At 65.5% G+C, this 24,386-nt stretch carries 20 protein-coding genes; 8 read left to right on the forward strand and 12 right to left on the reverse strand.

What is annotated here, in order from left to right:
* Positions 1–15: 15 nt before the first annotated feature.
* The 8 genes from DCM80_RS03255 to DCM80_RS03290 form a co-directional block, all read right to left on the reverse strand.
* Positions 16–870 carry a protein-glutamate O-methyltransferase CheR gene (locus DCM80_RS03255; protein WP_257195729.1) on the reverse strand — a complete coding sequence of 285 codons (855 nt, stop codon included), beginning with the start codon at positions 868–870 and terminating at the stop codon, positions 16–18.
* Between the two features lie 142 nt (positions 871–1,012).
* Positions 1,013–2,818, reverse strand: coding sequence for a methyl-accepting chemotaxis protein (locus tag DCM80_RS03260; protein WP_257195730.1), 1,806 nt, complete (start codon positions 2,816–2,818; stop codon positions 1,013–1,015).
* Positions 2,819–2,876: 58 nt separating this feature from the next.
* Positions 2,877–3,365, reverse strand: a complete 489-nt coding sequence (locus DCM80_RS03265) for a chemotaxis protein CheW (RefSeq protein ID WP_257178025.1) — start codon at positions 3,363–3,365, stop codon at positions 2,877–2,879.
* A gap of 64 nt (positions 3,366–3,429) precedes the next feature.
* The gene (locus DCM80_RS03270; RefSeq protein WP_257195732.1) at positions 3,430–5,127 is read right to left on the reverse strand and encodes a methyl-accepting chemotaxis protein; all 1,698 of its coding nucleotides are present in this window, start codon (positions 5,125–5,127) and stop codon (positions 3,430–3,432) included.
* Between the two features lie 37 nt (positions 5,128–5,164).
* Positions 5,165–5,626, reverse strand: coding sequence for a chemotaxis protein CheW (locus DCM80_RS03275; RefSeq protein ID WP_028134693.1), 462 nt, complete (start codon positions 5,624–5,626; stop codon positions 5,165–5,167).
* On the reverse strand, positions 5,626–7,731 hold the full coding sequence (locus DCM80_RS03280) for a chemotaxis protein CheA (protein WP_257195733.1): 2,106 nt from the start codon (positions 7,729–7,731) through the stop codon (positions 5,626–5,628). Before DCM80_RS03280 ends, DCM80_RS03275 begins: the two co-directional genes overlap by 1 nt.
* Positions 7,728–8,093: a response regulator gene (locus DCM80_RS03285; RefSeq protein WP_018317043.1), complete on the reverse strand. Its 366-nt coding sequence runs from the start codon at positions 8,091–8,093 to the stop codon at positions 7,728–7,730. Before DCM80_RS03285 ends, DCM80_RS03280 begins: the two co-directional genes overlap by 4 nt.
* Entirely contained in the window at positions 8,093–8,416 is a 324-nt protein-coding gene (locus DCM80_RS03290; RefSeq protein WP_257195734.1) for a lipid asymmetry maintenance protein MlaB, read from the reverse strand. The genes DCM80_RS03285 and DCM80_RS03290 overlap by 1 nt, the downstream gene beginning before the upstream one ends.
* A gap of 248 nt (positions 8,417–8,664) precedes the next feature.
* On the opposite strand from DCM80_RS03290, the gene DCM80_RS03295 reads away from it, so the two are divergent.
* The 3 genes from DCM80_RS03295 (at position 8,665) to DCM80_RS03305 (ending at position 12,822) form a co-directional block, all read left to right on the forward strand.
* Positions 8,665–9,789: an HD domain-containing phosphohydrolase gene (locus tag DCM80_RS03295; protein ID WP_257195735.1), complete on the forward strand. Its 1,125-nt coding sequence runs from the start codon at positions 8,665–8,667 to the stop codon at positions 9,787–9,789.
* 180 nt (positions 9,790–9,969) lie between these two features.
* Entirely contained in the window at positions 9,970–10,638 is a 669-nt protein-coding gene (locus DCM80_RS03300) for a hypothetical protein (protein WP_257178032.1), read from the forward strand.
* A 33-nt stretch (positions 10,639–10,671) separates the two neighbouring features.
* The gene (locus DCM80_RS03305; RefSeq protein WP_257195736.1) at positions 10,672–12,822 is read left to right on the forward strand and encodes an adenylate/guanylate cyclase domain-containing protein; all 2,151 of its coding nucleotides are present in this window, start codon (positions 10,672–10,674) and stop codon (positions 12,820–12,822) included.
* 266 nt (positions 12,823–13,088) lie between these two features.
* Here DCM80_RS03305 and pobA read toward each other — a convergent pair whose 3' ends face one another.
* Positions 13,089–14,261: a 4-hydroxybenzoate 3-monooxygenase gene (pobA, locus tag DCM80_RS03310; RefSeq protein ID WP_257195737.1), complete on the reverse strand. Its 1,173-nt coding sequence runs from the start codon at positions 14,259–14,261 to the stop codon at positions 13,089–13,091.
* Positions 14,262–14,311: 50 nt separating this feature from the next.
* On the opposite strand from pobA, the gene DCM80_RS03315 reads away from it, so the two are divergent.
* Positions 14,312–15,211, forward strand: a complete 900-nt coding sequence (locus DCM80_RS03315) for a helix-turn-helix domain-containing protein (protein WP_257195738.1) — start codon at positions 14,312–14,314, stop codon at positions 15,209–15,211.
* Between the two features lie 4 nt (positions 15,212–15,215).
* Here DCM80_RS03315 and pcaG read toward each other — a convergent pair whose 3' ends face one another.
* Positions 15,216–15,842 carry a protocatechuate 3,4-dioxygenase subunit alpha gene (pcaG, locus tag DCM80_RS03320; protein ID WP_257195739.1) on the reverse strand — a complete coding sequence of 209 codons (627 nt, stop codon included), beginning with the start codon at positions 15,840–15,842 and terminating at the stop codon, positions 15,216–15,218.
* A gap of 16 nt (positions 15,843–15,858) precedes the next feature.
* On the reverse strand, positions 15,859–16,638 hold the full coding sequence (pcaH, locus tag DCM80_RS03325) for a protocatechuate 3,4-dioxygenase subunit beta (RefSeq protein ID WP_257195740.1): 780 nt from the start codon (positions 16,636–16,638) through the stop codon (positions 15,859–15,861).
* A 99-nt stretch (positions 16,639–16,737) separates the two neighbouring features.
* On the opposite strand from pcaH, the gene DCM80_RS03330 reads away from it, so the two are divergent.
* From DCM80_RS03330 to DCM80_RS03345, 4 genes are all read left to right on the forward strand, one after another.
* Positions 16,738–17,658, forward strand: a complete 921-nt coding sequence (locus DCM80_RS03330) for a LysR family transcriptional regulator (RefSeq protein ID WP_257195741.1) — start codon at positions 16,738–16,740, stop codon at positions 17,656–17,658.
* Between the two features lie 89 nt (positions 17,659–17,747).
* Entirely contained in the window at positions 17,748–19,052 is a 1,305-nt protein-coding gene (gene pncB, locus DCM80_RS03335) for a nicotinate phosphoribosyltransferase (protein ID WP_257178039.1), read from the forward strand.
* Between the two features lie 228 nt (positions 19,053–19,280).
* Positions 19,281–20,594, forward strand: coding sequence for a GGDEF domain-containing protein (locus tag DCM80_RS03340; RefSeq protein ID WP_257195742.1), 1,314 nt, complete (start codon positions 19,281–19,283; stop codon positions 20,592–20,594).
* Between the two features lie 295 nt (positions 20,595–20,889).
* Positions 20,890–23,535 carry an autotransporter domain-containing protein gene (locus DCM80_RS03345; protein ID WP_257195743.1) on the forward strand — a complete coding sequence of 882 codons (2,646 nt, stop codon included), beginning with the start codon at positions 20,890–20,892 and terminating at the stop codon, positions 23,533–23,535.
* A gap of 10 nt (positions 23,536–23,545) precedes the next feature.
* Here the strand turns inward: DCM80_RS03345 and DCM80_RS03350 are convergent, their stop codons facing one another.
* Positions 23,546–24,181, reverse strand: a complete 636-nt coding sequence (locus DCM80_RS03350) for a TetR/AcrR family transcriptional regulator (protein WP_257197863.1) — start codon at positions 24,179–24,181, stop codon at positions 23,546–23,548.
* Positions 24,182–24,386: the final 205 nt, after the last annotated feature.

Genomic DNA, 24,386 nt, shown 5'->3' on the forward strand with positions numbered 1-24,386 from the left:
GGTGCGGCGCTCCGATCAAACCTGGAAGATGGTGGGCTGGACCTGCTTCAGGCCCGGCACGGCGCTGTGAATCATCGATTCGGAATGGCCGACCAGGAGATAGCCTCCCGGCCGCAGATGGCTGCACAACCGCTCGATCACCTTGCGCTGCGTCTCGCGCTCGAAATAGATCAGGACGTTGCGGCAGAAGATGATGTCGACGTCGCGATCGACCGGATAGGACGCGTCCATGAGATTCATCCGCATGAAATGCGTCATCCGCCGCAATTCGGGCACGACCCGCACCTCGCCGCGCGACTTGTCCCGCGACGACAGGAAATATCGCTTCACAAACGGCTCCGGCACCGGGGCGAGCACGTCCCTGGTGTAGATGGCGGTCTTGGCGAGACGCAGCACGGCGGTCGAGATGTCGGTCCCGAGGACGCGGTACTGAAAGCGCGAGCCGTTCCGCGTCATGTCGTCCAGCACCATCGCGGTCGTATAGGCTTCCATGCCGGTGGAGCTTGCCGAGCTCCAGATCTTCAGCTTCGCGCTGTTGCGCCGATGGGATTTGAGCAGAGCCGGCACCGCGGCCTCGCGCAGGAAGGCGAAGTGCTGGGGCTCGCGAAAGAAGTCGGTCTTGTTGGTCGTCACCACGTCGATGAGATGGGTGAGCTCGCTGTCGAAATGATCCGGCTCGAACAGGTTCTCGACATATTCGTTGAGGTCGGAGAAGTTCAGCGCGCGCACGCGCTTGTGCAGCCGCCCCTCCAGCATCAGCCGCTTGCCCTGCGGCAGCTTGATCCCGACCTGCCCCTCGATGAGCTCGGCGATGGTCCGGAAGTGCCGGTCCGACAGATGGACGGCCGTATCCTGCACGGCGGGCATCATGGCCGCGTGCCCCGGCCCGGGATGGCCGCCTGTCCTGAATATCGGGCCATACGGGCCATCTTCGATCCTAAGCGTTGGCGCAGTCGTTGTAGGCGGACCGGTTCACCCGCGGTGCGGTGAGCCGGTCCGCGGGAGTCGCGATCTAGCGCTGGAAATCGGCGTCCCGATCGTCCCCGCCGTCGTTCATGTCGAAGGCGAAGCCGCCGCCGGCCACCTTCGCGGCGCGCGCCGGCTTGGCCGGCACGGCCTTTTTCGCCGGGCGTTCGACGGCCGCCATGGTGGCCGCCTTGGCGCGCAACTGGCTCACCGCCCGGTCGATCGGCGCCGGCGCCTGGCTCTTGGCGGCCTGCTCGATGCGGAAATAGGCGATCGTGGACTGCAGCTGTTCGGCCTGCGAGGCGAGCTCCTCCGAGGTCGAGGACACCTGCTCGGAGGCGCTGGCGTTCTGCTGGCCGACCTTGTCGAGCTGCTGGATGGCCTGGTTGATCTGGGCCGAGCCGACGTCCTGCTCGCGGCAGGCCGCGGTGATCTCCTCGACGAGCTCTGCGGTCTTCTTGATGTCCGGAACCAGCTTGGCAAGCATGGCGCCGGCCTCCTGCGCCACCTTCACGGTCTCGGATGACAGCGATCCGATCTCCGCCGCGGCCGCCTGGCTGCGTTCGGCGAGCTTGCGCACTTCGGAGGCGACCACCGCAAAGCCCTTGCCATGCTCGCCGGCGCGGGCGGCTTCGACCGCCGCGTTGAGCGCCAAGAGGTCGGTCTGGCGCGCGATCTCCTGCACGATCGTGATCTTCTCGGCGATGGTCTGCATCGCATTGACGGCGCGGCCGACCGCTGCGCCGGAAGCTTCCGCGTCCTTCGCCGACTGCGCAGCGATCTTCTCGGTCTGGTTGGCGTTGTCGGCGTTCTGCTTCACGTTCGAGGCCATCTCCTCCATCGAGGAGGAGGCTTCCTCGGCGGACGAAGCCTGCTCGGTCGCGCCCTGCGAGAGCTGCTCGGCGCTGGCGGAGAGCTCCTGGCTGCCGGCCGAGACGTTCTGCGCCGCGGTGAGAGCTTCCGACACGATCTGGCGGAGCTTCTCCACCATGCGCTCGAGCGCCAGGCCCAGCGTGTCCTTGTCCGACAGCGGCTTGGCCTCGACCGTGAGATTGCCCTGCGCGATCTCGTTGGCGAGGGCCGCGGTCTGGTTCAGGTTTGTGGTCATCGTGTTGAGCGACTTGATCAGATCGCCGATCTCGTCATTGCTGGATGACTCGATCTTCTGCGAGAGATCGCCAATCGCAACGGCATCGGCGAGTCCGACTGCAAGTGCCAGCGCGCGGCTGATATTGAGGGCAATCCAGACCGCGGCTACCACTGCGATGAGCAGCGATGTGGCCACCAGCGCAAGCAGCATGATGATCGCCCGGCTGCCTTCATGCCGCGCTTCGGCGCTCTCCTCGGCCATCGACTTCTTGACGTAGTTGATGTAATCGGTCGCGGCATTCAGAGCCAGCGTGGTCGACTTCAGGCCCTGATTCATCGAATGCTCGGCGGCCCTGGCCTTCTCCTGCCGCGCCATCCGAAGGGTTTCGTCCTGGACCGTATTCGAGGCAGCATAGGTGGTGGCGAAGGCATCGATCATCTTCCTGCCGGTCTCGCTCGCGCCGACATAGGCTTCGTCCTTGACCTTCAGCGCCCTCTCGCGAAGCTGCGCAATCTGGCTGGTGAACTTCTCCTGGTCTGCCTCAGACGACGCGAGGATCGCGTTCTTCTCCGCCCGGACCTGGAGCAGCACGCTCTCCTGCAGCTCGGCAACCTTTGCAAGACGGGCCGCACGCTGGGACAGATGCTCGGCCGTGTTGACGGTGTCGTTGAGCTTCAGATAGGCGACGGCGCCTGCGATCATCGAGAGCAGAATGACGACGCCAAACGCGCTTGCGAGCTTGGCCTTGACGGTGAATCTCATGGTCGATCTCATCGGTTCAAATTGGGATTGCTATTCGGCAACGCTTTACGCTCGTAACTCAGGCGGCGCGGGGCGCATCCGCGCCGGCGGCGCGCCCTTCCGGAAACTTGTCGTTCGCCATCAGCTTGGCGAGATCGAAGATCACGACGAACTTCTCGCCCTTGCGGCCGATGCCGGCGGCATAGTCGGACTGCCACTTGCCGCCGACCTCGGGCACCGGCTCGATCGCCTGCTCGTCGATGTCGGTGACCTCGAATACGCAGTCGGCGACGAAGCCGACGCCGACCAGACGATCCTTCATCGGCACGTCCAGGATGATGATGCGGGTCGCTTCGGTGGCGGCCACGGCCGGCAGGCCGAGCTTGGTGCGGAGATCGACGATCGGATAGCCGCTGCCGCGGACGTCGATCATGCCGAGCAGGAAGTCCGGCGCGTGCGGAAGCCGCGAGATCGGCCGCATGTCCAGGATTTCGCGGACGTTGCGGATGCTGATGCCGAACGTCTCGCCGGCGAGCCCGAGCGTCAGATATTGCGAGGTTGCGGCCATGATGCGGTCCGGGGTTCCGAAGGTTGGAAATGAGCGCGGTCCGGCACGAGGCCGGACCGGTTGATCAGCGTTGGAACTCGGCGTCGCGATCGTCGTCGCCGTCATCCATGTCGAAGGCGAAGCCACCGCCGCCGGCGACCTTCATCGCACGCGCCGGCTTGCGGGCAGGCACCGGCTTCTTCGTGCCGCGGTCGGCCGCCGCCATATGCGCGGCCTTGGCCCGGAGCTGGCCGACGGCGCGGTCGATCGGCTCGGCGGCCGCCTTCTCCTTGCGCACGGCGTCCTCGATCCGGAAGAACGAGATGGTCGATTGCAGCTGCTCGGCTTGCGAGGCGAGCTCCTCGGACGTCGAGGACACCTGCTCGGAGGCGCTCGCGTTCTGCTGGCCGACCTTGTCGAGCTGCTGGATGGCCTGGTTGATCTGGGCCGAGCCGACGTCCTGCTCGCGGCAGGCCGCGGTGATCTCCTGCACCAGCTCCGCGGTCTTCTTGATGTCGGGCACGAGCTTGGACAGCATCTGGCCCGCCTCCTGCGCCACCTTGACGCTTTCCGTCGAGAGCGTGCCGATGTCCGCCGCAGCCGCCTGGCTGCGCTCGGCGAGCTTGCGCACTTCGGAGGCGACCACCGCAAAGCCCTTGCCGTGCTCGCCGGCGCGGGCGGCTTCCACCGCTGCGTTGAGGGCGAGCAGGTCGGTCTGGCGCGCGATCTCCTGCACGATGGTGATCTTCTCGGCGATGGTCTGCATCGCCTCGACGGCGCGGCCGACGGCAACGCCGCTGGCCTCGGCGTCCTTGGCCGACTGCGCCGCGATCTTCTCGGTCTGGTTGGCATTGTCGGCGTTCTGCTTCACGTTGGAGGCCATCTCCTCCATCGAGGAGGAAGCTTCCTCGGCGGACGAGGCCTGCTCGGTCGCGCCCTGCGACAGCTGCTCGGCGCTGGCGGAGAGCTCCTGGCTGCCGGCGGAGACGTTGTTTGCCGCAGTGAGAGCCTCCTCGACGACCTGACGAAGCCTCCCGACCATCGTGTTCAGCGATTTGACGAGATCGCCGATCTCGTCGTTGCTGGTGACGTTGATCGTCTGGGTCAGGTCGCCGCCCGCCACGGCACCGGCGAGGCCGACCGCACGGCCGAGCCCGCGGGAGATGCTGAGCGAGATCCAGATCGCGGCGATCAGGCCGATCACGAGCGATGCGCCCACCGCCGAGACCAGCATGACGTGGGCGCGATTGCCGTCCTCATGCGCCAAGGCGGCCCGGTCCGCCATGTTCTTCTTGACGTTGCTGATATAAACGTGGGCGGCGTCCATCGCTTCGCGGACCGCCTTACGAACCTCGACCGCGGACTGCTCGACGGCCTTCGGCCTGTTCGTTCGGGCGGTCCTGAGCGCGTCGTCCTGAACGGCATTCATCCGGGCGTAGGCGGCGGCGAAGTTCTCGATCAGCTTCTTGCCTTCCGGGGACGCTGCGGCGTGAATCTCTTCTTTCAGCTTGAGAAGCGCCTCGCGCTGCTTTGCGATCTCGGCGACGAAGCCATCCGCTTCGCTATCGGGCGCCAGAAGCAGATTCTTCTCGGCCCGAACCTGGGTCAGGATCCCCCTCTCGATCTCGGCCGCATGCTCCATCCGGCCGGCGCGGGCCACCAGATTATCGGCGGTCTCGATCATCTCGGTCAGCTTCACGTAGGCGAGGCCGCCTGCCGCCATCGAGAGCACCAGGAGCACACCAAACGCGCTGGCCAGCTTGGCCTTGACCGTAAATCTCATTTCCAGCCCCCACAGGTCTCGCCCCGAGACCTCAACTTCAATTCAGGATGCGTTCCATGTTCGGAACGATGACGAACTCTTCACGCCACTTGGCGATGAAGCGAATGAACTCCGGCTTCCAGTGCATGCCGACCCGCGGCGTCTGCTGCACGTCGGTCTGCGATATCTCGGTGACCTCGTAGACCTTGTCGGCGGTGACGCCGACCAGCACCGGTTCGCCGTCGAGCTCGAGCTCGATGACGACGATGCGCGTATCGGCGGTGTCGTCGAGCTGCGGCATGCCGAAGCGGATGCGCAGGTCGGCGAGCGGAATGACGTTGCCGCGGACGTTGATCACGCTGGGAACGAAGGCCCGCGCGCCCGCGACCCTGGTCACGGGAACGGGATCGATGATCTCGCGCACGAGGCCTGCATCGAGCGCGAATTTCTCCTCGCCGAGGCCGATCATGACGACCTGCATCGCGCCCGTCTGACGCTCGCCAGTCAAACCGTCGTTCATCACGCCGCCTCGCTGATGTGCTGCTTTTCGACCTTCGACTGCGCCAGCGCGACCAGCTGCGCGACGTCGAGGATCAGCGCCGCCGTGCCGTCACCCAGGATCGTCGCGCCCGAGAACATCGTGACGTCCGAGTGGAGCTTGGAGAGCGACTTGATCACGGTCTGGTGGTTGCCGATGATCTGGTCGGCGACGAGACCGACATGGGTCTCGCCGGTCGAGATGATGATGGTCTTCTGATGCCGGTCGGGCGTGCCCGATGCGGTCATGATCTCGCGCAACCGGAGGAAGGGCACCAGATTGCCGCGCACATTGAGGAAATTGCGGCCGCGGGAGCGTTCGTCCTCGGCGGTCAGCTCGATGCATTCCTCGACCGCGGACAGCGGAATGATGTAGCGGCCCTCGCCGACGCGGATCAGTAGACCTTCGATGATCGCGAGCGTGAGCGGCAGACGCAGCGTCACGGTGGTCCCCTCGCCGGGCCTGGTCGACAGGTCGATCGAGCCGCGCATGTTCTCGATGGTGCGCTTGACCACGTCCATGCCGACGCCGCGGCCCGACAGCGCCGAGATGGTCTGCGCGGTCGAGAAGCCGGGGTGGAACAGGAACTGATGGATTTCGTGATCGGTCAGCACTGCTCCGGGCGCGATCAGCCCCTGCTCTTCCGCTTTCGCACGGATGCGCGCGGTATTGAGGCCGCCGCCGTTGTCCTTCACGGTGACCAGCACCTGCGCGCCGGAATGCACGGCGGCGAGCTCGATGCGGCCCTGCTCGGTCTTGCCATTGGCCGAGCGCGTCGCCGTATCCTCGATGCCATGGTCGATGGCGTTGCGGATCAGATGCACCAGCGGATCGGCGAGGCACTCGATCATGGTCTTGTCGAGCTCGGTGTCTTCGCCCGAAGTGACGAATTCGACCGGCTTCGATAGATCGCGCGAGAGATCGTGCACCAGGCGGCGGAAGCGGCCGAACAGCGAGCCGATCGGCACCATGCGCGCGCCCATCGTGGTATCGCGCAAGGACGAGGCGAGACGTTCGATTTCCTCGGCGATCATCTTGATCGAGAGGTCGGAGCCGGACGAAGCGAGCTGGGTCAGACGCGCCTGCGCGATGACGAGCTCGCCCACCCGGTCCATCAACTCGTCGAGGCGCTCGGCCTGGACGCGAACGGTGGCAATGCCGCGATCCTGCTTGGCTTCCTCGCGGCGCGCGGGCGCCGCCTCACGCTTGATCTCGGGCTTGTGTTCGGGCTTGTGTTCGGGCGCGGCTTCGACTTCCGCCTTTGCGACGGGTCGTTCGACGACCGGCGCAGGCTCGACCGCCGGCGCAGCCGTCTCGGCGACGGCCGGCTCCTCGTCGAGCAACTGGAACAGCGGCGCCGGCGCGGGCGCCTCGGCCTGCTCGAGCGGCGAGAGCGTCAGCTTCATCTCGTCCTGGACGAACATGAAGACGTCGTCGATCGCGTCCTTGTCGCAGGCCGCGTGCAGCTTGACGTCCCACTTCAGATAGCAGTCTTCCGGATCCATCTCGTCGAGGAACGGGATGCCGTCGGTGACGGGCACGACGAAGCAGGGGCCGAGCTTGCAGAGATCTTCAAGCAGATCGAGCGGGTTCGAGCCGTTGCGCAGGATGTGGGATTCGAATTCGAGATACAGGTGCCAGCCGGCTTGCTTGCTCGCGCCGGGCGCCAGCGGCGGCGCCTCGGCGATGTCCACGACCGGAGCGGCAGGCTGGTCGGCCGTGACGAAGCGCTTGAGGTCGTCGAGGATGGCTTCACCGATGACGTCGTCGGTCGACTGGGGATCTTCGATCAGCGCGCGGATATAGTCCTTGGCGGCGAGCGCGACCGAGATCAGCTCCTGGGTCGGCTTGATCTCGCCCTTGCGGACGCGGTCGAAAGCGGTCTCGAATTCGTGGGTGAAGGACGCCACCTTGTCGAAGCCGAACATGGCGCCCGAGCCCTTGATCGTATGCAGGGCGCGGAAGGCGGAATCGACCAGCTCGCGGTCGTCGGGACGCAGACCGAGATCGAGCAGGGCTCCTTCGAGCACCTCGAAGAGCTCGCTGGCTTCCTGACGGAAGATCTCGGTCGGGTCCATCGCGCTCATGCGCGCACCAATTTGCCGACCACGGCGAGCAGCTGCTCCGGCTTGAACGGCTTGGTGATCCAGCCGGTGGCGCCGGCGCTCTTGGCTTCCTGCTTCACGGTGTCGTTCGATTCGGTGGTCAGGAATACGATGGGCATGCCGACCGCGCTCGGCAGCTTGCGCAGGGCCCGGATCAACTCGAGCCCGTTCATGACGGGCATGTTGAGGTCGGTGATCACGAGGTCGAGCTTGCCGGCCTGGGCCTTGGCGAGCCCTTGCGCACCGTCGCCCGCCTCGATCACGCTGTGGCCGGCCGGCTCGAGCACGACCTTGATCATCTGGCGGATGCTGGGGGAATCGTCGACCGTGAGAATCGTGGCCATCAGGTGCCATCTTTCTTTTGCGGGAAATGCTGATCGATCATCGCCTCGCTGGCGAAGCCGGCGCGACGAAGGGTGGTACGCAGAGACTGTGAGAAGGAGGTCAGGACCACCGGCCGGCCCTGGGCCTCGCCGGTCTTGGCGGTCGACAGCAGCAGCTGGATCGAGGTCACGTCGGCTTTGTCGACGCTGGAGCAGTCGATCTCGAGCCGCTGCTCGCGCCGGAAGGCCTCGCGAATGAGATCATAAACGCTGCGAACAGCAGCGATGCTGCAATCGGCGGGTAACCGCAGCGACCATTTCGGCTCCGTCGGATCGAGCGCCATCAAAGCCCCGCCTTTGCTAAAATTCCGCTACACGTTTGACGCGAATCCCATGAGCAAACTCCTAACGCGACGATCCGTACAACTACGGGTGACATTCGGTCGGAACTCGCGCAGGTTATATGCAGGCATGCACAGCCTGCTTAAATGACAGCCAGCGACGCGGGCCGCAGCGCATTTGCTTCGCGTTAAATCCGCCGGGTTATGCGTGGGGTCCGTGCCTTTGCCAGCGAAGAGAGCCCCGGCCACCGATGCTGACCCAAGCGCTCCTGGTTGACGACAGCCGCTCCGTCCTCAACTTCCTGAAACGTCACATCGAGGCCGAAGGTCTGGTCGAAGCCACCACCTTCCTCGATCCCGTCGAAGCGCTGGCCTGCGCACGCGAGCGCGTTTTCGACCTCGTGCTGGTCGACTACGAGATGCCGCACATGGACGGCATCAGCTTCATCCGCGTCTTCCGTACCCTGCCCGGCCGTGCCGACATTCCGATCGCGATGATCACCTCGCGCCAGACCGACGACGTCAAGATGGAAGCGCTGCAGGCCGGTGCAACCGATTTCCTGCCCAAGCAGCCGCAGAGTGTCGAGATGACGGTGCGCCTGCGGAACTTGATTCAGCTTGGTGCAGCCGTGCGCAAGCTCAGCGATCGTGCCGCGCATCTGGCCAGTGAAGTCGCGGCGGCGACGCGAAAGCTCGGCGAGCGCGAGGAGGAGATCATCCTGCGGCTCGCGCTCGCGGTCGAGTATCGCGACAACGACACCGGCGAGCACACGCTGCGGGTCGCCCGCTACAGCCGCATCATCGCCGAGCAGCTCGGCCTGCCGGCCCGGCTCTGCCGCGACATCTATCTGGCCGCGCCGCTGCACGATGTCGGCAAGGTCGCCATTCCCGACAATATCCTGCTCAAGCCGGGCAGGCTGACCGACGCGGAGATGGCGGTGATCCGGACCCATGCGACGATCGGCGAACGGATCCTGGCGGATTCGAGCTGCGAGCTGATTCAGCTCGGTGCGCAAATTGCCGCTGGTCATCACGAGCGCTGGGACGGCGCGGGCTATCCGAACGGGCTCGAAGCGCAGGAGATTCCGGTGGCCGCACGCGTCGTCGCGGTCGCCGACGTGTTCGACGCCCTGACGACGCGGCGACCCTATAAGGAGCCGATGCCGCTCGAGGCGGCGCGCAACTACCTGATCGAGCACCGGGGGCGGCAATTCGACCCGGCCTGCATCGATGCGTTTCTGTCGCGCTGGAACGAGGTCGTGGAGATCGCCGCGGGGCAGCAGGCCACGCCGTTTCAGAAGACCGAAGCCCCGCTCGTTCCCGATTCAGAGAGCGCAGCGGAGAGCCGTCCGGCCGAGCCCGTCCCGGCGGCCTGACCATTCGAGCAACAGCTTGCCGCGGCTCTGGTTTCTCCGGTCGCCGGCTTGAACCTGTTCCTGCTAGAATGGCACCAACACCAAACAGTGATTCTGGTCACACTTGCCTGGAACCGCTAGTGCTAAGCACCGGACCAGGACGGGGACCCATACCGTCGGTCGAACTGGATGAGAATTCGCATGAAAAGCCTGATCGGCGCTGCTGTCGGCGCCTTCTTTGTCGCGGCCCCCGCCTTGGCGGAGACCCCTGCCGCCATCGTCGAGGATGTGCAAGGCAAGGTCGATGGCATCGAATTCATGGACTATGTCGCGGCGGGCAAGATCATCAAGCTCGGCCCGAAGGCCAGCATTACGCTCAGCTATCTCAAATCCTGCCTGCGCGAGACGATCAGCGAAGGCGTCGTGCTGGTCGGCGCCGAGCAAAGCACCGTGCAGCTCGGCGACGTGCAGCGCGCCAAGGTGCCGTGCGACACCAAGGCGGCGCGACTCTCAGAGCGCGAAGCGAACCAGAGTGCCGCGACCACGTTTCGGACCGTGCGGTCCGATGCCAAGGCCGCCCCGTCCAGGCTGCCGACGATCTATGGCGTCGCGCCGCTCATTCAGGCCAAGACCGGCAGCACGCTGGTGATCGAGCGCACCGACGGCAAGGAGCCCACGATCAGCGTGCCGCTGAAGAGCGACGTCATGACCCGCGGCAAATTTTATGATTTCGCCAAGGCCGGAAAGTCGCTGACCCCGGGCGGCAGCTATCTCGCAAGCCTCGGCAGCAAGCGCTACACCTTCCAGGTCGATGCCAGCGCCACCGCATCGCCGACCCCGATCATCGGCCGCCTGTTGCGGCTCGAATAGCGGACTCGAATAAGCGGAATTGGCGACGGGGCGATGCGGCGGATCGGGGGGCGGGACATCGTTGCAGCGATTCTGATTGCGCTCCTCGCGGGCGCAATTTTCACGTCGCCGCCGCTTCAGGTCCTGCAAGGCCTCTCGCTCGACATCCTCACGGCCCTGCGCGGCAAGCTCATCGGCGACCGCCGCGATCCCGCCAATTCGCCGGTCGTCGTCGTGGCGATCGACAATGAGACCTACGAGACGGCGCCCTTCAAGGGATCGCCGACGCAGACCTGGACGCGCGAGATCGGCCGCGTGCTCGGCAGCATCACCGAAGGCGGCGCCAGGGTGATCGGCTTCGACGTCATCTTCAAGAACTCGATCGAGCAGTCGGAGATTCCCTTTGGCGACACCGCCCTTGGCGGCCGCATGAAAGGATTCGACCGGGATTATCTCCTCGCGCTGCGGCAAATCTCCGACAGCGGCAAATTGGTGCTTGGCGAAATCCTCAGCAACGACCATCCGGAAGTGCCCTATCGCGCCCAGCAAGTGGCCGTGCGCAACACCGTCCGGGCACTCAACGTCCACACCGACCAGGACGACGTCATCCGGCGAATGCCGCTGAGCTTCGCCATCGAGGGGCGGCCGGTCCCTGCGATGGCGGTCGAGCTCGCTGCGCGCGCGACCGGCGCAAAGCTCGAGATTGCGCCTTCCGGCGCGACCGCCTTGTCCGGCTACGCGATCCCGAGCGCGGTGCCGAATACGATGACGCTCAACTTCCGCGGGCTCGGAGGCGACATCCCGACCTTTTCCTTCGTCGACCTGCGCGCCTGCGTCGAAAAGGGCGACCGCGATTTCTTTCGCCGCGCCTTCGACGGCAAGGTCGTCCTGCTCGGCACCGTGCTGAATTTCGAGGACCGCAAGCTCACCTCGATGCGCCTGTCCGGCGGTCGTGACGGCAAGCCGGCCGAGCGATGCGCCCTGCCCGCGCCGGCAAGCACGCCGCAGAAATCCCGCAGCGACGTCGCGGGCGTGTTCGTCCACGCCACGGCGGTCCGGAACCTGATGGAGCATGACGCCGTAACCGAGCTCGTCTTTCCGATGCGGGTCATTGTCACCATCGCGTTCGCGGCAATCATTGCCTGCGCGGCCTGCGCGCTCGCACCCGGCAGCGCCGTAATTGTCTGGTTCGTGCTCACCGCCGTCTATGCCGCAATGGCCGTCGCGGCCTTCGTTCACGCCCGGGCGTTGCCGCTGACCGAGCCGGCGCTCGCGGGCCTTGCCGCGATCGCGATGATGATCGGCTACCGCTTCGTGCTGGCCGAGCGCGACGAGCGGTTCCTGCGCAAGAGCTTTGCGCTCTATCTCGCGCCCGAGGTGATCGAGACCATGGTCGCCTCCGGCAAGATGCCGGCGCTCGGCGGCGAGATGCGCAACGTCACCATGTTCTTCTCCGATCTCAGCGGCTTCTCGTCCATCGCCGAGACCATGACGCCGGGCGAGCTGGTGACGCTGATGAACGAATATCTGTCCGCCATGACCGATATCATCGAAAGCCACGGCGGTTACGTCGACAAATATATCGGCGATTCCATCGTCGCCATGTTCGGCGCGCCGGCCGACGATCCCGCACACGCAACCAAGGCCGTTCGCGCCGCGCTGAAATGCCACGAAAAGCTTGCGGAGCTCAACGCCGATCACCCTGCCTTCGCCGGGCACGGCCTGTCGCATCGCATCGGGCTGAACAGCGGCGAGGCCGTGGTCGGCAACATCGGCTCGCGCCGCCGCTTCAACTACACCGTGATGAGCGACACCGTGAACGTCGCCTCCCGGCTCGAGGGCGCCAACAAATATTACGGCACCGCGATCATGGCCTCCGAATCGACGATGGCGCAGACCGGCGATGCCTTCGCCTGGCGCGAGCTCGATGCGATCAGGGTGCTGGGTCGCGGCGAGGCCATCAAGGTGTTCGAGCCGTTGGCCGAGACGGGCGCCGAGAGCGAGCAGCAGGCAAAGGTGGCTGCCGTCTATGCGGAAGGGCTCGCCTGCTGGCGCGCGCGGGACTTTACGAAGGCGGCCGACGTTTTTGGGCAGATGGCAGAGGCCGATCCGGCATCAGCGCTGTTTGCGAAGCGCGCCCAAGCGCTCACCGCGAACCCGCCGCCGGCGGATTGGACTCCGGTCAATACGCTGGAGGGGAAGTAGCGGCACTTACCCTCCCCTGGAGGGCAGGGCAATCGCATATGGAGCCGATCTCGCCTGTGGCCATCCTTCGAGACGCCCGCCGTTGGCGGGCCCTCAGGATGAGGACCAGGGGCGCGGCACCAATTTCAACGAGCGCCAATGCTGCTGAGCCTCATCCTGAGGAGACCGCGAAGCGGTCGTCTCGAAGGACGAGGCGCGCGCTCAGGTCTCGCAAAGCCCCATATGCGATAGCCCTCCCCTCCAGGGGAGGGTGAAGTCGATTGTCTCTAAAACGGCAGGCCCACGTAGTTTTCCGCGAGCAGGCGCTGCGCGGTCTCGGACGAGAGCAGATAGTCCAATTCCGTCTGCTGCAGCCGATCCTCGTAGTCGGGCCGGTCGGGGAAGCGGTGCAGCATCATCGTCATCCACCAGGAGAAGCGCTGCGCCTTCCAGATCCGGGCGAGCGCCTTGGCGGAGTAGCCTTCGAGGCCGGACTCATCGCCGCGCTGATAATGCGCGAGCAGGGCGTGGTAGAGATAGTAGATGTCGGACGCGGCGCTGTTCAGTCCGCGCGCGCCGGTCGGCGGCACGATGTGCGCGGCATCGCCGGCGAGGAACAGCCGGCCATAGCTCATCGGCTCGGCAACGAAGCTGCGCAGCGGCGCGATGCTCTTCTCGATCGATGGCCCCGTGATCAGGCGGCCGGCCACCTGATCCGGCAGGCGCCGCTTCAGCTCGGCCCAGAACGCATCGTCCGACCAATCCTCCACCTTGTCGGTCAGCGGCACCTGGATGTAGTAGCGGCTCAGCACCTGAGAGCGCAGGGAACAGAGCGCAAAGCCGCGCGCGTGCTTGGCATAGATCAGCTCGGGCGACACCGGCTTGGTGCGCGACAGCACCCCCAGCCAGCCGAACGGATAGACCTTCTCATATTCGCGCAACACGTCCTTCGGGATCGACTTGCGGCTGACACCGTGGAAGCCGTCGGCGCCGACGATGTAGTCGCACTCAACGCGGACCGTCTCGCCGTTCGCGCGATAGGTCACGTAGGGCCGATCCGACGTCAGATGGTGCGGCGCCACGTCCTCCGCATTGTGCACGACCTTGCCGCCGAGACGGTCGCGCGCCTCATAGAGGTCGCGCGTCAGCTCGGTCTGGCCGTAGACCAGCACCGAATTGCCGCCGGAATGCTTGTGCAGGTCGATCTTGGACAGCACGCCGTCATGGGCGATCTCGAAGCCGCGGTGGATCTCGCCCTCGCGGTCCATGCGCTCGCCGCACTGCGCCTCGCGCATCAGCTTGGCGAAGCCATGCTCGAGCACGCCGGCGCGGATGCGGGCGAGCACGTGGTCGCGGCTGTATTTCTCCAGCACGATGGTGTCGATGCCCTTGAGGTGCAGGAGCTGGGACAACAGCAGTCCGGACGGCCCGCCGCCGATGATACAGATCTGAACTTTCATTTTTGCGTCCTCCCGTCGGCACTTTTTTGCAGATTTGATGCCGCAGACCGATGGAGGGTTTCGTCATTGTCTTGTACTATTCGAACATGAAAGGCCCCGTCCCCGCGATCCGGATCTACAACCTGTTCGGCGAGTCCGGCGACTTGCCCGACGTCGTGCATTGCGAGACCATCGCGTCACGCTCGGTGCTGCATGACTGGACCCTGGCCGTGCACCGCCACGCCCGGCTGCACCAGGTGCTGCTGATCGAGCGCGGCGGCGGCGAGGCGACGCTAGACGGACGCGTGGTGCCGCTCAAGCCGATGCAGGTCGTCAACGTGCCCGTCGGCCACGTTCACGGCTTCCGCTTCGTGCCCGACACGCAAGGCTGGGTGCTGACCATCGCCGCGGAGATACTGGACGAGGCGCTGCTCGCCGCCGAGGGCCTGCGCGGCGCGCTGTCGCGTTCGGCCGCGGTGCGCGGCACGCCGCAGATCCGCGCCATCATGAAGCAGATCTTCGCCGAGCACGCCGCGCGCGACTTCGGCCGCGCGCATGTGCTGCGCGCGTTGTCGTCCGCCATGATCGGGCTGGTGGCACGCGCGCTCACGAGCGAGAGCGGCGGCAACGGCACGGTCGAATCCGGCCTGTTCCGCCGCTTCGAGGCGCTATTGGAGCAGCATCATCTGGAGCGCTGGAGCGTTGCGGACTATGCCGAGGCGCTGGCGGTGACGCCGACCCATCTCAACCGGATCACACGGGCGGCGACCGGCGATACCGCCTCGCACCTCATCCTCAACCGCCTGATCCGCGAGGCGCGGCGGAACTTGGTCTACACCAATCTGCCGGTCTCGACGATCGCCTACACGCTCGGCTTCGAGGATCCCGCCTATTTCAGCCGCGTCTATGCCGCCGCCACGGGCGTGTCGCCGCGCGCCTTCCGCGCGCAGCTGCACGGCGAAGAGAGCTGAAGCCTCACACGTCGAAGAACACCGTCTCCTCCGGCCCCTGCAGATTGATCGTGAAGGAATACACGATCTTGCCGCCGCGCTCACCGCGCTTTGCGATCAGGGTCGAGCGCCGGGACGGCTGCTCGATCAAATTGAGCACGGGGTCGGCGGCGTTGGCGGCTTCCTCGTCCGAGAAATAGAGCCGCGTGTTGAGGCCGATATTGATGCCGCGCGCGACGATCCAGACATTGACATGCGGCGCGCATGTCCGGCCTGCTTTGTCGACGATCGCGCCCGGCTTGATGGTCTCGAACGTCACGAGGCCGCTCTCGAAATCGGAGCCGGCGCGGCCCCAGCCGCGAAACTCCTCATCCGACGCGCCGGCCGAGCGATCAGCCGGATGGTTGTAGCGGCCGCTGGCATTGGCCTGCCAGATCTCCAGCAGCACGTCGCGCAGCGGCGTGCCGGTGCCGTCGAGCACTTTGCCTTCCAGCGTGATGCGCTCGCCCTGCGTGTTCGGCGTCGTCAGCACGTTCGAGAAGTTCTTCTCGAAGATATCGAAGCCGGCCATCGCCGGGATCAGTCCGATATGGACGTAGGGCCCGGCCGTCTGCGAGGCAGTTTCCTTGAGATAGTTGAGCGGCTGCGGCATGATTGGATTTCCTGGCTCAGTTCCCCGCGGTGCGGTTTTCAAAATAGGTGGAGCGCTGGCCGCGCAGCACGATGTCGAAGCGGTAGGCGAGCGAGTCGAACGGCGTCGAGGCGTTGAGGTCGAGCGGTGCGACCAGGCGGTCGAGCGCATCCTTGTCCGGTATCGTCGTCAGGATCGGGCAGATCGGGATCAGGGGATCGCCCTCGAAATACATCTGCGTGATCAGCCGCTGGGCGAAGCCGGAGCCGAACACGGAGAAATGGATGTGGGCGGGACGCCAGGAGTTGACGTAATTGCGCCAGGGATAGGGCCCCGGCTTCACGGTGCGGAAGTAGTAGTAACCGGTGTCGTCGGTCAGCGCGCGGCCGCAGCCGCCGAAATTCGGGTCGATCGGCGCCAGATAGGTGTCCTTCTTGTGCCGGTAACGGCCGCCGGCATTGGCCTGCCAGAACTCGACCAGCGTGTTCGGCACGCCGCAGCCGGTCTCGTCGACCACGCGGCCGTGGACGACGATGCGCTCGCCGATCGGATCGCCGTCCTTGGCGTAATTGCGGATCAGGTCGTTGTCGAGCGGACCGAGATCGTTGTGGCCGAACACCGGCCCCGTGATCTCCGAGATCGAGCCCTCCAGCGACAACAGCGCCTGCCGGGGCGAGCGCAGCACCGAGGATTTGTAGCCCGGCGCATGCGCCGGCGGATGAATGGATCGGTCACGCTGGAAGAAGCCGCCGTCGCCGAGCGGCGGCGTCAGGGGCTCGGGACGGTTGAGGCGGGCATCCCGCACCTGGGCATTCATGGTGTCTCTCCCTGGGGCGCCCGGTCCGGACGCGCGGCTTATGGGGAGATCATGGTCCGCTCTATTCCTCGGATAAATAGATCGATTATAATATATTGCATGAAAGAAATCGATCATTTGGCGCTCGACGGCCACGCGCTCGAACTGTTCCTCGCCGTGCTGGAGGAGGGATCGGTCACCGCGGCGGCAACCCGGCTCGGCCTGACGCAATCTGCGGTCAGCCACGGGCTGAACAAGCTGCGGCGGATCGCAGGCGATCCGCTGTTCGCGAAATCCGGCCGCGGCATCGTCGCCACCGCGCATGCGCAGGCGCTCGCCGCAAAGGCGCGAGCTCTGATCGACGAGATGCGGAGCTTTGCCGGTGGCGTCACGTTCGAGCCGGCCCGCGCGCAGCTTTCGCTGACGATCGCCGCCAATGACTTCCAGCGCGATCTGCTGCTGCCGCGGTTCTTCGCTCATGTCGCTGCACAGGTGAAGACCCTGAGCCTGCGCGTGATCCCTTCGCAATCGCCCTCGCCCGCAATGCTGCGCGAGGACCGCTGCGACGTCCTGATCACGCCGCTGCCGCCGTCCGGCATCGACATCGTGCAGAAGCGCCTCTTGAGCGATCATTACGTCTGCTACTTCGATCCCAAGATGCGCACCGCGCCGGCCGGCCGCGGCGCCTATCTCGCGGCGCGCCACATCACGGTCGTCTATACCGACAATGAGCGGCTCGACTTCGACCGCCGGCTGGCGGCCAACGGTCTTCACCGCGACATCGCGATCTCGGTGCCGAGCTTCTCCGGCGTGCCGTCGTTCCTGCGCGGCTCGCAGATGCTGGCGAGCATGCCGAGCCTGCTGGCGTCCGGGATCATGCGTGATTTCGCGCAAACGCGGATTCCGCTGGCGTCCCGCACGCGGACACTGGCCGAGTTGCCGATGTTCATGGTCTGGCACCAGCGTTATCAGAAGGACCCGGCCCATCGCTGGGTCAGGAACCAGCTCGAGACCGTGGCAGCGACGGCCGCCAAGGCGTGATCAAGGCGTGATAACGATACCGTCTTTCGGAAGACCAGCTCTGGCCAATTCCACTGGTTGCGCGCGGGCCGCCACGCTAGAATTGCTTCATGACAGTGACCGACATTGCGAGCCGGACCTACAATCACAGCTGGCGGCTGGATCCCATCATCCGCAGCCTGCTTGATACCGATTTCTACAAGCTATTGATGTTACAAATGATTCGGGAGACCTACCCGAGTCAGCAGGTGACCTTCTCGGTCATCAACCGCTCGCGCCATGTGCGGCTCGCCGAGATCATCGACGAGAGCGAGCTGCGCGCCCAGCTCGACCATGCCCGCACCATCCGCTTCACCAAGAAGGAGCTGATCTGGCTCGCCGGCAACACCTTCTACGGCAAGACCCACATGTTCTCGGCGGATTTCATCCGCTGGCTGGCCGAATTCCGCCTGCCCGAATACGAGCTGCGCAAGGTCGAGGGCCAGTACGAGCTGCATTTCCACGGGCCGTGGACCCACACCACGATGTGGGAGATCCCGGCGCTCGCCATCCTCAACGAGCTGCGCTCCCGTGCGGCGATCAAGGGCCGCGGCCGCTTCGAGCTCGACGTGCTCTATGCCCGCGCCAAGGCCAAGCTCTGGACCAAGGTGGAGCGTCTTCGCAAGCTGGAGAACCTGCGTTTGTCCGACTTCGGCACCCGGCGCCGTCACGGCTTCCTCTGGCAGCGCTGGTGCGTCGAGGCGGTGAAGGAGGGCCTCGGCTCGTCCTTCATCGGGACATCCAACGTGCTGCTGGCGATGGACAACGACCTCGAGGCGATCGGCACCAATGCGCATGAGCTGCCGATGGTCGCGGCCGCGCTCGCCAAGGACGACGAGGAATTGCGCTGGGCGCCCTATCGCATTCTCGACCAGTGGCGCCAGACCTATGGCGGCAACCTCCTGATCGCGCTGCCCGATGCCTTCGGCACCAAGGCCTTCCTGCGCGATGCGCCGGAATGGGTCGCCGACTGGACCGGCTTCCGGCCCGACAGCGCGCCGCCGATCCAAGCCGGCGAGGAAATCGTCGCGTGGTGGGAGAAGAAGGGCCGCAACCCCAAGGACAAGCTGCTCGTCTTCTCCGACGCGATGGATGTCGGCTCGATCGAGGAGACCTATCACCACTTTGCCGGCCGGGTGCGGCTCTCCTTCGGCTGGGGCACCAACCTCACCAATGATTTCGTCGGCTGCACGCCGGACGGCTCGTTCAATCTCGATCCGATCTCGCTGGTCTGCAAGGTATCGTCGGTCGACGGCCATCCCGCCGTCAAGCTCTCCGACAATCCGGAGAAGGCGACCGGAATCCCCTCGGAGATCGAGCGGTACCTGCGCGTGTTCGGCGACGCCGGCCGCGTGCGCAAGCCGGTGCTGGTCTAGCCCGGGCACGTCCGTCCTCGCCAAGCAAGGCGCACACGACGAATGCGACAAGTCGATCGGGCGATTTGACGGCATTTGACGCAATCTGCAGGCGATCATTTCACGACGCCTTCACCCTGCGACGCAGTCCTTCGCCCTTTTCAGGCCGAGTTAAGCAACCATCGCTTCTACTTCGCATTGCAGGCGTGGCGCTCCGTTGGGGCATTGCGCGACTTGGGGAACGTTAGGGTGTTTCGCAGAACAGCGACGTCGATGAAGAGGCGCAGCTTCCTTCACGTCATCAAGCTTGTCTCGCCTTTCGTGATGGTCGTCGTGCTCCAGGCGGCGATCGCCGGATTCAGCCTGGAGGTGATGTCGTCGGTTCGCGCCTATGTCGCGGGCGAAGCATTCTGGTCGCGTTCGCAGAAGAACGCCGTCTATTTCCTCAATCTCTATCTGCATTCCGGCGAGCCCAGCCAATTCGCGCAGTACCAGGCCTCGCTCGCCGTCCCCATCGGCGACGAGTTCGCGCGCTGGGCACTCGAGCGCGATCCGGTCGACGTCGAGGCGGCCCGCATCGGCTTCCTGCAAGGCGGCAACCATCCCGATGACGTCCCGGGATTGATCTGGCTATTTCGCTATTTCAACCGCGTCAACTTTCTCCAGGAAGCGATCCAGGAGTGGAGAGCCACCGATCCCATGCTGCTGGAGCTGAGCGTCTTCGGCGAGGTCATTCGGTCCGAGTGGCAGAACGGTCCACTTCAGGACGCAAGCCGTGTGCAAGCCCTGTCGTCGCGGCTTTCCGAGCTCAACACCCAGTTCACGGTGCATGCCAAGCGGTTCTCGGCCGTCCTCGGTGAAGGTTCCCGCGCCATCAAGCTGACGCTGACCGGCATCAACATCGTCACCGCCGCCGTGCTCGCCCTGCTCCTGATCTGGCACACCAGACGATTGGTACTGCAACGACAGGCGTTCGAGAACGCGTTGCATGCCGAGAAGGAACGTCTGGCCTTCCAGGCTTCGCACGACTGGCTGACCGGCCTGTCCAACCGCCGCGCCTTCGAGGCGCGACTGCAGGGCGAGTTGGACGCTGCGGCAGCGGGTTCGCTCAGCCTGATCCTGCTCGACCTCGACCAGTTCAAGAATGTCAACGACAGCTGCGGGCACCTTGCCGGCGATCGCCTGCTCTGCCAGGTCGCGCGTCTGCTGCAACAGGACCGGCATCCGCACGATTTGGTGGCGCGCCTGGGCGGCGACGAATTCGGCCTGATCCTGCCGCAGTGCTCGCCTTACGACGCGGTCGATACCGCCGAACGGCTGCGGCGATCGATCGAGATGTTCACCTTCGCCTGGGACGATCGCTGCTTTGCGGTGACCGCCAGCATCGGCGTCGCCTGCATCGCCGACAGCGCCACCACGCTCGAGGACGCGATGCGGCGCGCGGATGCCGCCTGTTATCGCGCCAAGGAAAAGGGACGCAACCGGGTCCAGGTCGACGGCGGCAGACCGGACGTCGTGCTCGTTGCAGCCCGGCCGCGCGAGGCCGTGGCGCGGCGAGGCTGATCGCCGCCTGCGAGCCGCTTCCGCTCCGGCCACGAGGACCAGCCGCGCTCCAGGCATAAACTGCCTCCTGAGCAGCTTGTGCGTAAGGCGTCAGGGCCGCAACGACCCGGTTGTGGTCCCCCGGCCACATCATTCCCGAAAACGTTGCGTCTTTCGCATTCCGACACTTCGCCTTGCGCGCCGGTCCAAGAAGGCCGAGGCCTCCATCACTAAGCATTGCAGCTGCCCCGCGTTGCCGCCGGATTCCGTCCGGGCCGCATTGTGAACGGAGTTTGCTTTGTCTTGGAATGATTGGATGACCTCGCCGCACGTCAGCGCTGCAACCGCGCGCCCGCGACGCGCGCTCCTCTTGAGCACAGCGATCAGTGCCCTTGCCGCAGGCGCCACACTGCCCTGGTTGACCGCGCCGGCAGCAGCGGCCTGCGTGATCACCGGTGGCGGTTCGCAGACGGCGCTTCAATCGGGCGATTCGATCACCTGCACCGGGGCGGGAAACACCCTCGTCAAGACGGCACCGGGGGTCAGCGGCGTCACCGCCAACATCGGCGACGGCACCGCGACGTCCGTGAACGATCCCGCCTTTGCCGGCGTCATCTTCGAAGCCGCATCCAATGGCGCGATCAATGTTTCCGCCAACGCGTCGGTCACGTCCGCCAACAGCGACGGCATTGCATTGGTCAGCGGCAGCAACAACAACGTCATCGCGATAGATGCGGGTGCCGTCGTCGGGTCGTCGTCCGTCGGAGCGACGGGACTCGCCCTGTCCAATTCCAGCAACAACATCGTCGTCATCGGGGGGACGGTCGGGAGCGCCGCGCCCTTGACGAGCGGCATTGGGATCGGCACTGGAGCGGCAAGCAACCAGGTCAACATCCTGTTGGGCGGGGTGGTCCAATCCAGCAATGTCGGGGCGATCGATCTCAACGGCGCGGGCGCCGGCAATACCATCGACAACGCGGGTACGATTTCGAGTGCTTCCGGCGCCGCGATCCTCGGCTCGGCCAATCAGGATTCCGTCATCAACTCCGGCACGATCATGACCGGCGCCAGCACGGCCGTGGACCTCAAGGACGGCGACGACATCTTCGCGCTCCATGCCGGATCGACCATCACGGGCGCGGTCCTCGGCGGCAACGGAACGGACACGCTGCGGTTCGGCGGGACGGCCGACAGCTCCTTCGATCTCGGCACATTCGGTGCGGCCCAGCAGTTCCGGGAGTTCGAAGCGCTGGAAAAGACCGGCAGCTCCACCTGGACGTTGACGGGCTCCACGACGGACACGGCGACGATGAATGTCCAGGCCGGCATCCTCATCGTCAGCGGCGCAATGCCCAATGTTGCGACGACGGTCGGCAGCGGCGGCACGATCGGGGGAGACGGTGCGATCGGCGATCTCACCGTGCTGTCGGGCGGCAGGGTCGCGCCCGGCGGCTTTGGTTCGCTCACGGCGTACGGCAACGCCACATTCAACGCCGGGTCGGCCTACGCGATCTCCGTCAACGCGGCCGGTCAATCCGACAAGATTTCCGCCGTGGGTGCCACGTTGAACGGCGGCACCGTCGCGGTCACCACGCTTGCGGGTGCATACGCGCCTTCGACGCAATACACGATCCTCAGCACGACGATGGGCCTCACCGGATCCTTCGCAAACGTCACCCTGAGCGGATACAACCCGCAGTTCTTCACCTCCGCCCTTAGCTACGACGGGTTCTCGGTATTCCTGACGCTCAACTACAACACGGCCGTCTTCCAATCCGTTGCCCAAACGCAGAACCAGAAGGCGGTGGCCGGCGCATTGAGTGCGTTCGGCCCCAACCTGCCCTTCCTCGCATCGTTTGCCGGCCAGAGCGATGCCCAGCTGCGCACCAGCATGGACCAACTTTCGGGGGAAGCCGCCACAGGAGCCCAGCAGGGCGCCTTCCAGTTCACGGGCCAGTTCCTCGGCCTCATGCTCGATCCATTCGTCAGCGGACGCGGGACCTTGGGCAGCGCCACAGGCGACACCGTGCTCGGCTTCAACCCCGCGCGCGCCCCGTTTCCGCATGATATTGCGCTGGCCTACAACAAGGTCTTGGGCGCACCGGCCGCACCGACCTTTGCTGAGCGCTGGACCGCCTGGGGAACGGCGTTCGGCGGCGCCAACCGCACCGGCGGCGATGCCCTCGTGATCGGCAGCCACGACCTCAGCGCGCGCGCAGGCGGCGTCGCCGCGGGAGCCGACTATCATGTCAGCCGTGACGCGATCGTCGGCTTTGCGCTCTCCGGCGGCGGCACCAAATGGGATCTGGCGCAGGCGCTGGGCGGCGGCAAGAGCGATGCGCTACAGGCCGGCGTCTATACCGCGTTGCGTGCCGGCCCGGCCTATTTCGCCGCCTCGCTCGCCGTGGCCAACCACTGGATGTCGACAGACCGCCTCGCGCCGTTCGGCAATCAGCTCACAGCGAAATTCAATGCGCAGACCTTCGGCGGCCGCATCGAGGGCGGCTATCGCTTCGCGACGCCGATCGGCGGCTTCACGCCCTACGCAGCAGCACAGGCGCAGGCGTTTCGCACGCCGACTTACGCCGAGGTTGATCTGGCGGGCGGCGGTCTTGGGCTGACGTATCAGGGCCGCACCGCCTCCGGCACAAGGAGCGAGCTCGGCGCACGCTTCGACCGGGCGACACTGATTGCGCCGAATGCGGTCCTGACGTTGCGCGGCCGCGCGGCCTGGGCGCATGATTGGGTGAGCGATCCGGCACTCCTCGCCGCGTTCCAGGGGCTCCCCACCGCGAGCTTCATCGTCAATGGTGCGACGCCGGCGAAGGACGCCGCGCTCGCATCTGCCGGCGCCGAGCTGAAGTTTTCGAACGGTGTTTCCCTGTCTGCCAAGTTCGACGGCGAGTTCGCGGCCCGCAGCACCACATATTCCGGCACTGCAAGCCTGCGATACGCCTGGTAACGGCGATCCCTCATCGAGATGGCGGTGCGCCCACCGGCAGAATGCCGAGGCCGGCGAGATGCACGTCGATGAACTGGTCGACCTGCTGGCGCAGCATCTGGGGCGGCACGGCCACCATGCGCTCCTCGAGACCGAGCGAGATGATGCCGTGCACGGCGGAGAACAGCGTGCGCGACAGCAGCGCGATCTTCACGTCATCCGCATCCGGCAGCAGCCGCACCAGGGGTGCATGCATCAGCGCGAAGGCGTCCATCACCATCTGCAGGATGTCGTCGGGATAGGGGCGGTCATCCTCCATCCGGTGCTCGAACAGCGAGCGCAGCAGGTTGGCGTGCCCGGCAAAGAAGTCGAGATAGGTCGCGGCAAGTCCGTAGAGCTGGCGCACGGGGTCATCGGCGGGAACGCCGCGAAGCCGGGCCGTGAGGGCCTGCACCGTCTCCCGATTGACGGTCAGGATCACGCCGTCGAAGTCGCCGAACTCGTTATAGACGCTGCCGACGGAACAGCCGGCGGCCTCCGCGACGTCCCGAACCTTTAATGATCTCAATCCCTTAGCGGCGATGATGCCGCGCGCGATCTCCAGGATCTGGAGCCGCCGCCGATTTTTTTTCCGGTCTCGTAGCGATTCTTCTTGAACATTGTTCATTTTCAAGCTACTCATGTGAACATTGTTCAACTTAACCTGGAGACCTGCAAAATGCAAACCCTCGCTGTTGATATCGCCACCACCTTCGTCGATGACGCCGCCGCTCTCGTGACCGGCTTTGGCCGAGCCCTGTTGCGGTTCGCCACGGCGCCGATCAATCGCATCGCCAACGCCTGCGACGTCGCCGGAGTGCTCGCCGAACGTC

This window comes from Bradyrhizobium sp. WBOS08 (genome assembly GCF_024585125.1).
Taxonomy (GTDB): Bacteria; Pseudomonadota; Alphaproteobacteria; order Rhizobiales; family Xanthobacteraceae; genus Bradyrhizobium; species Bradyrhizobium japonicum_B.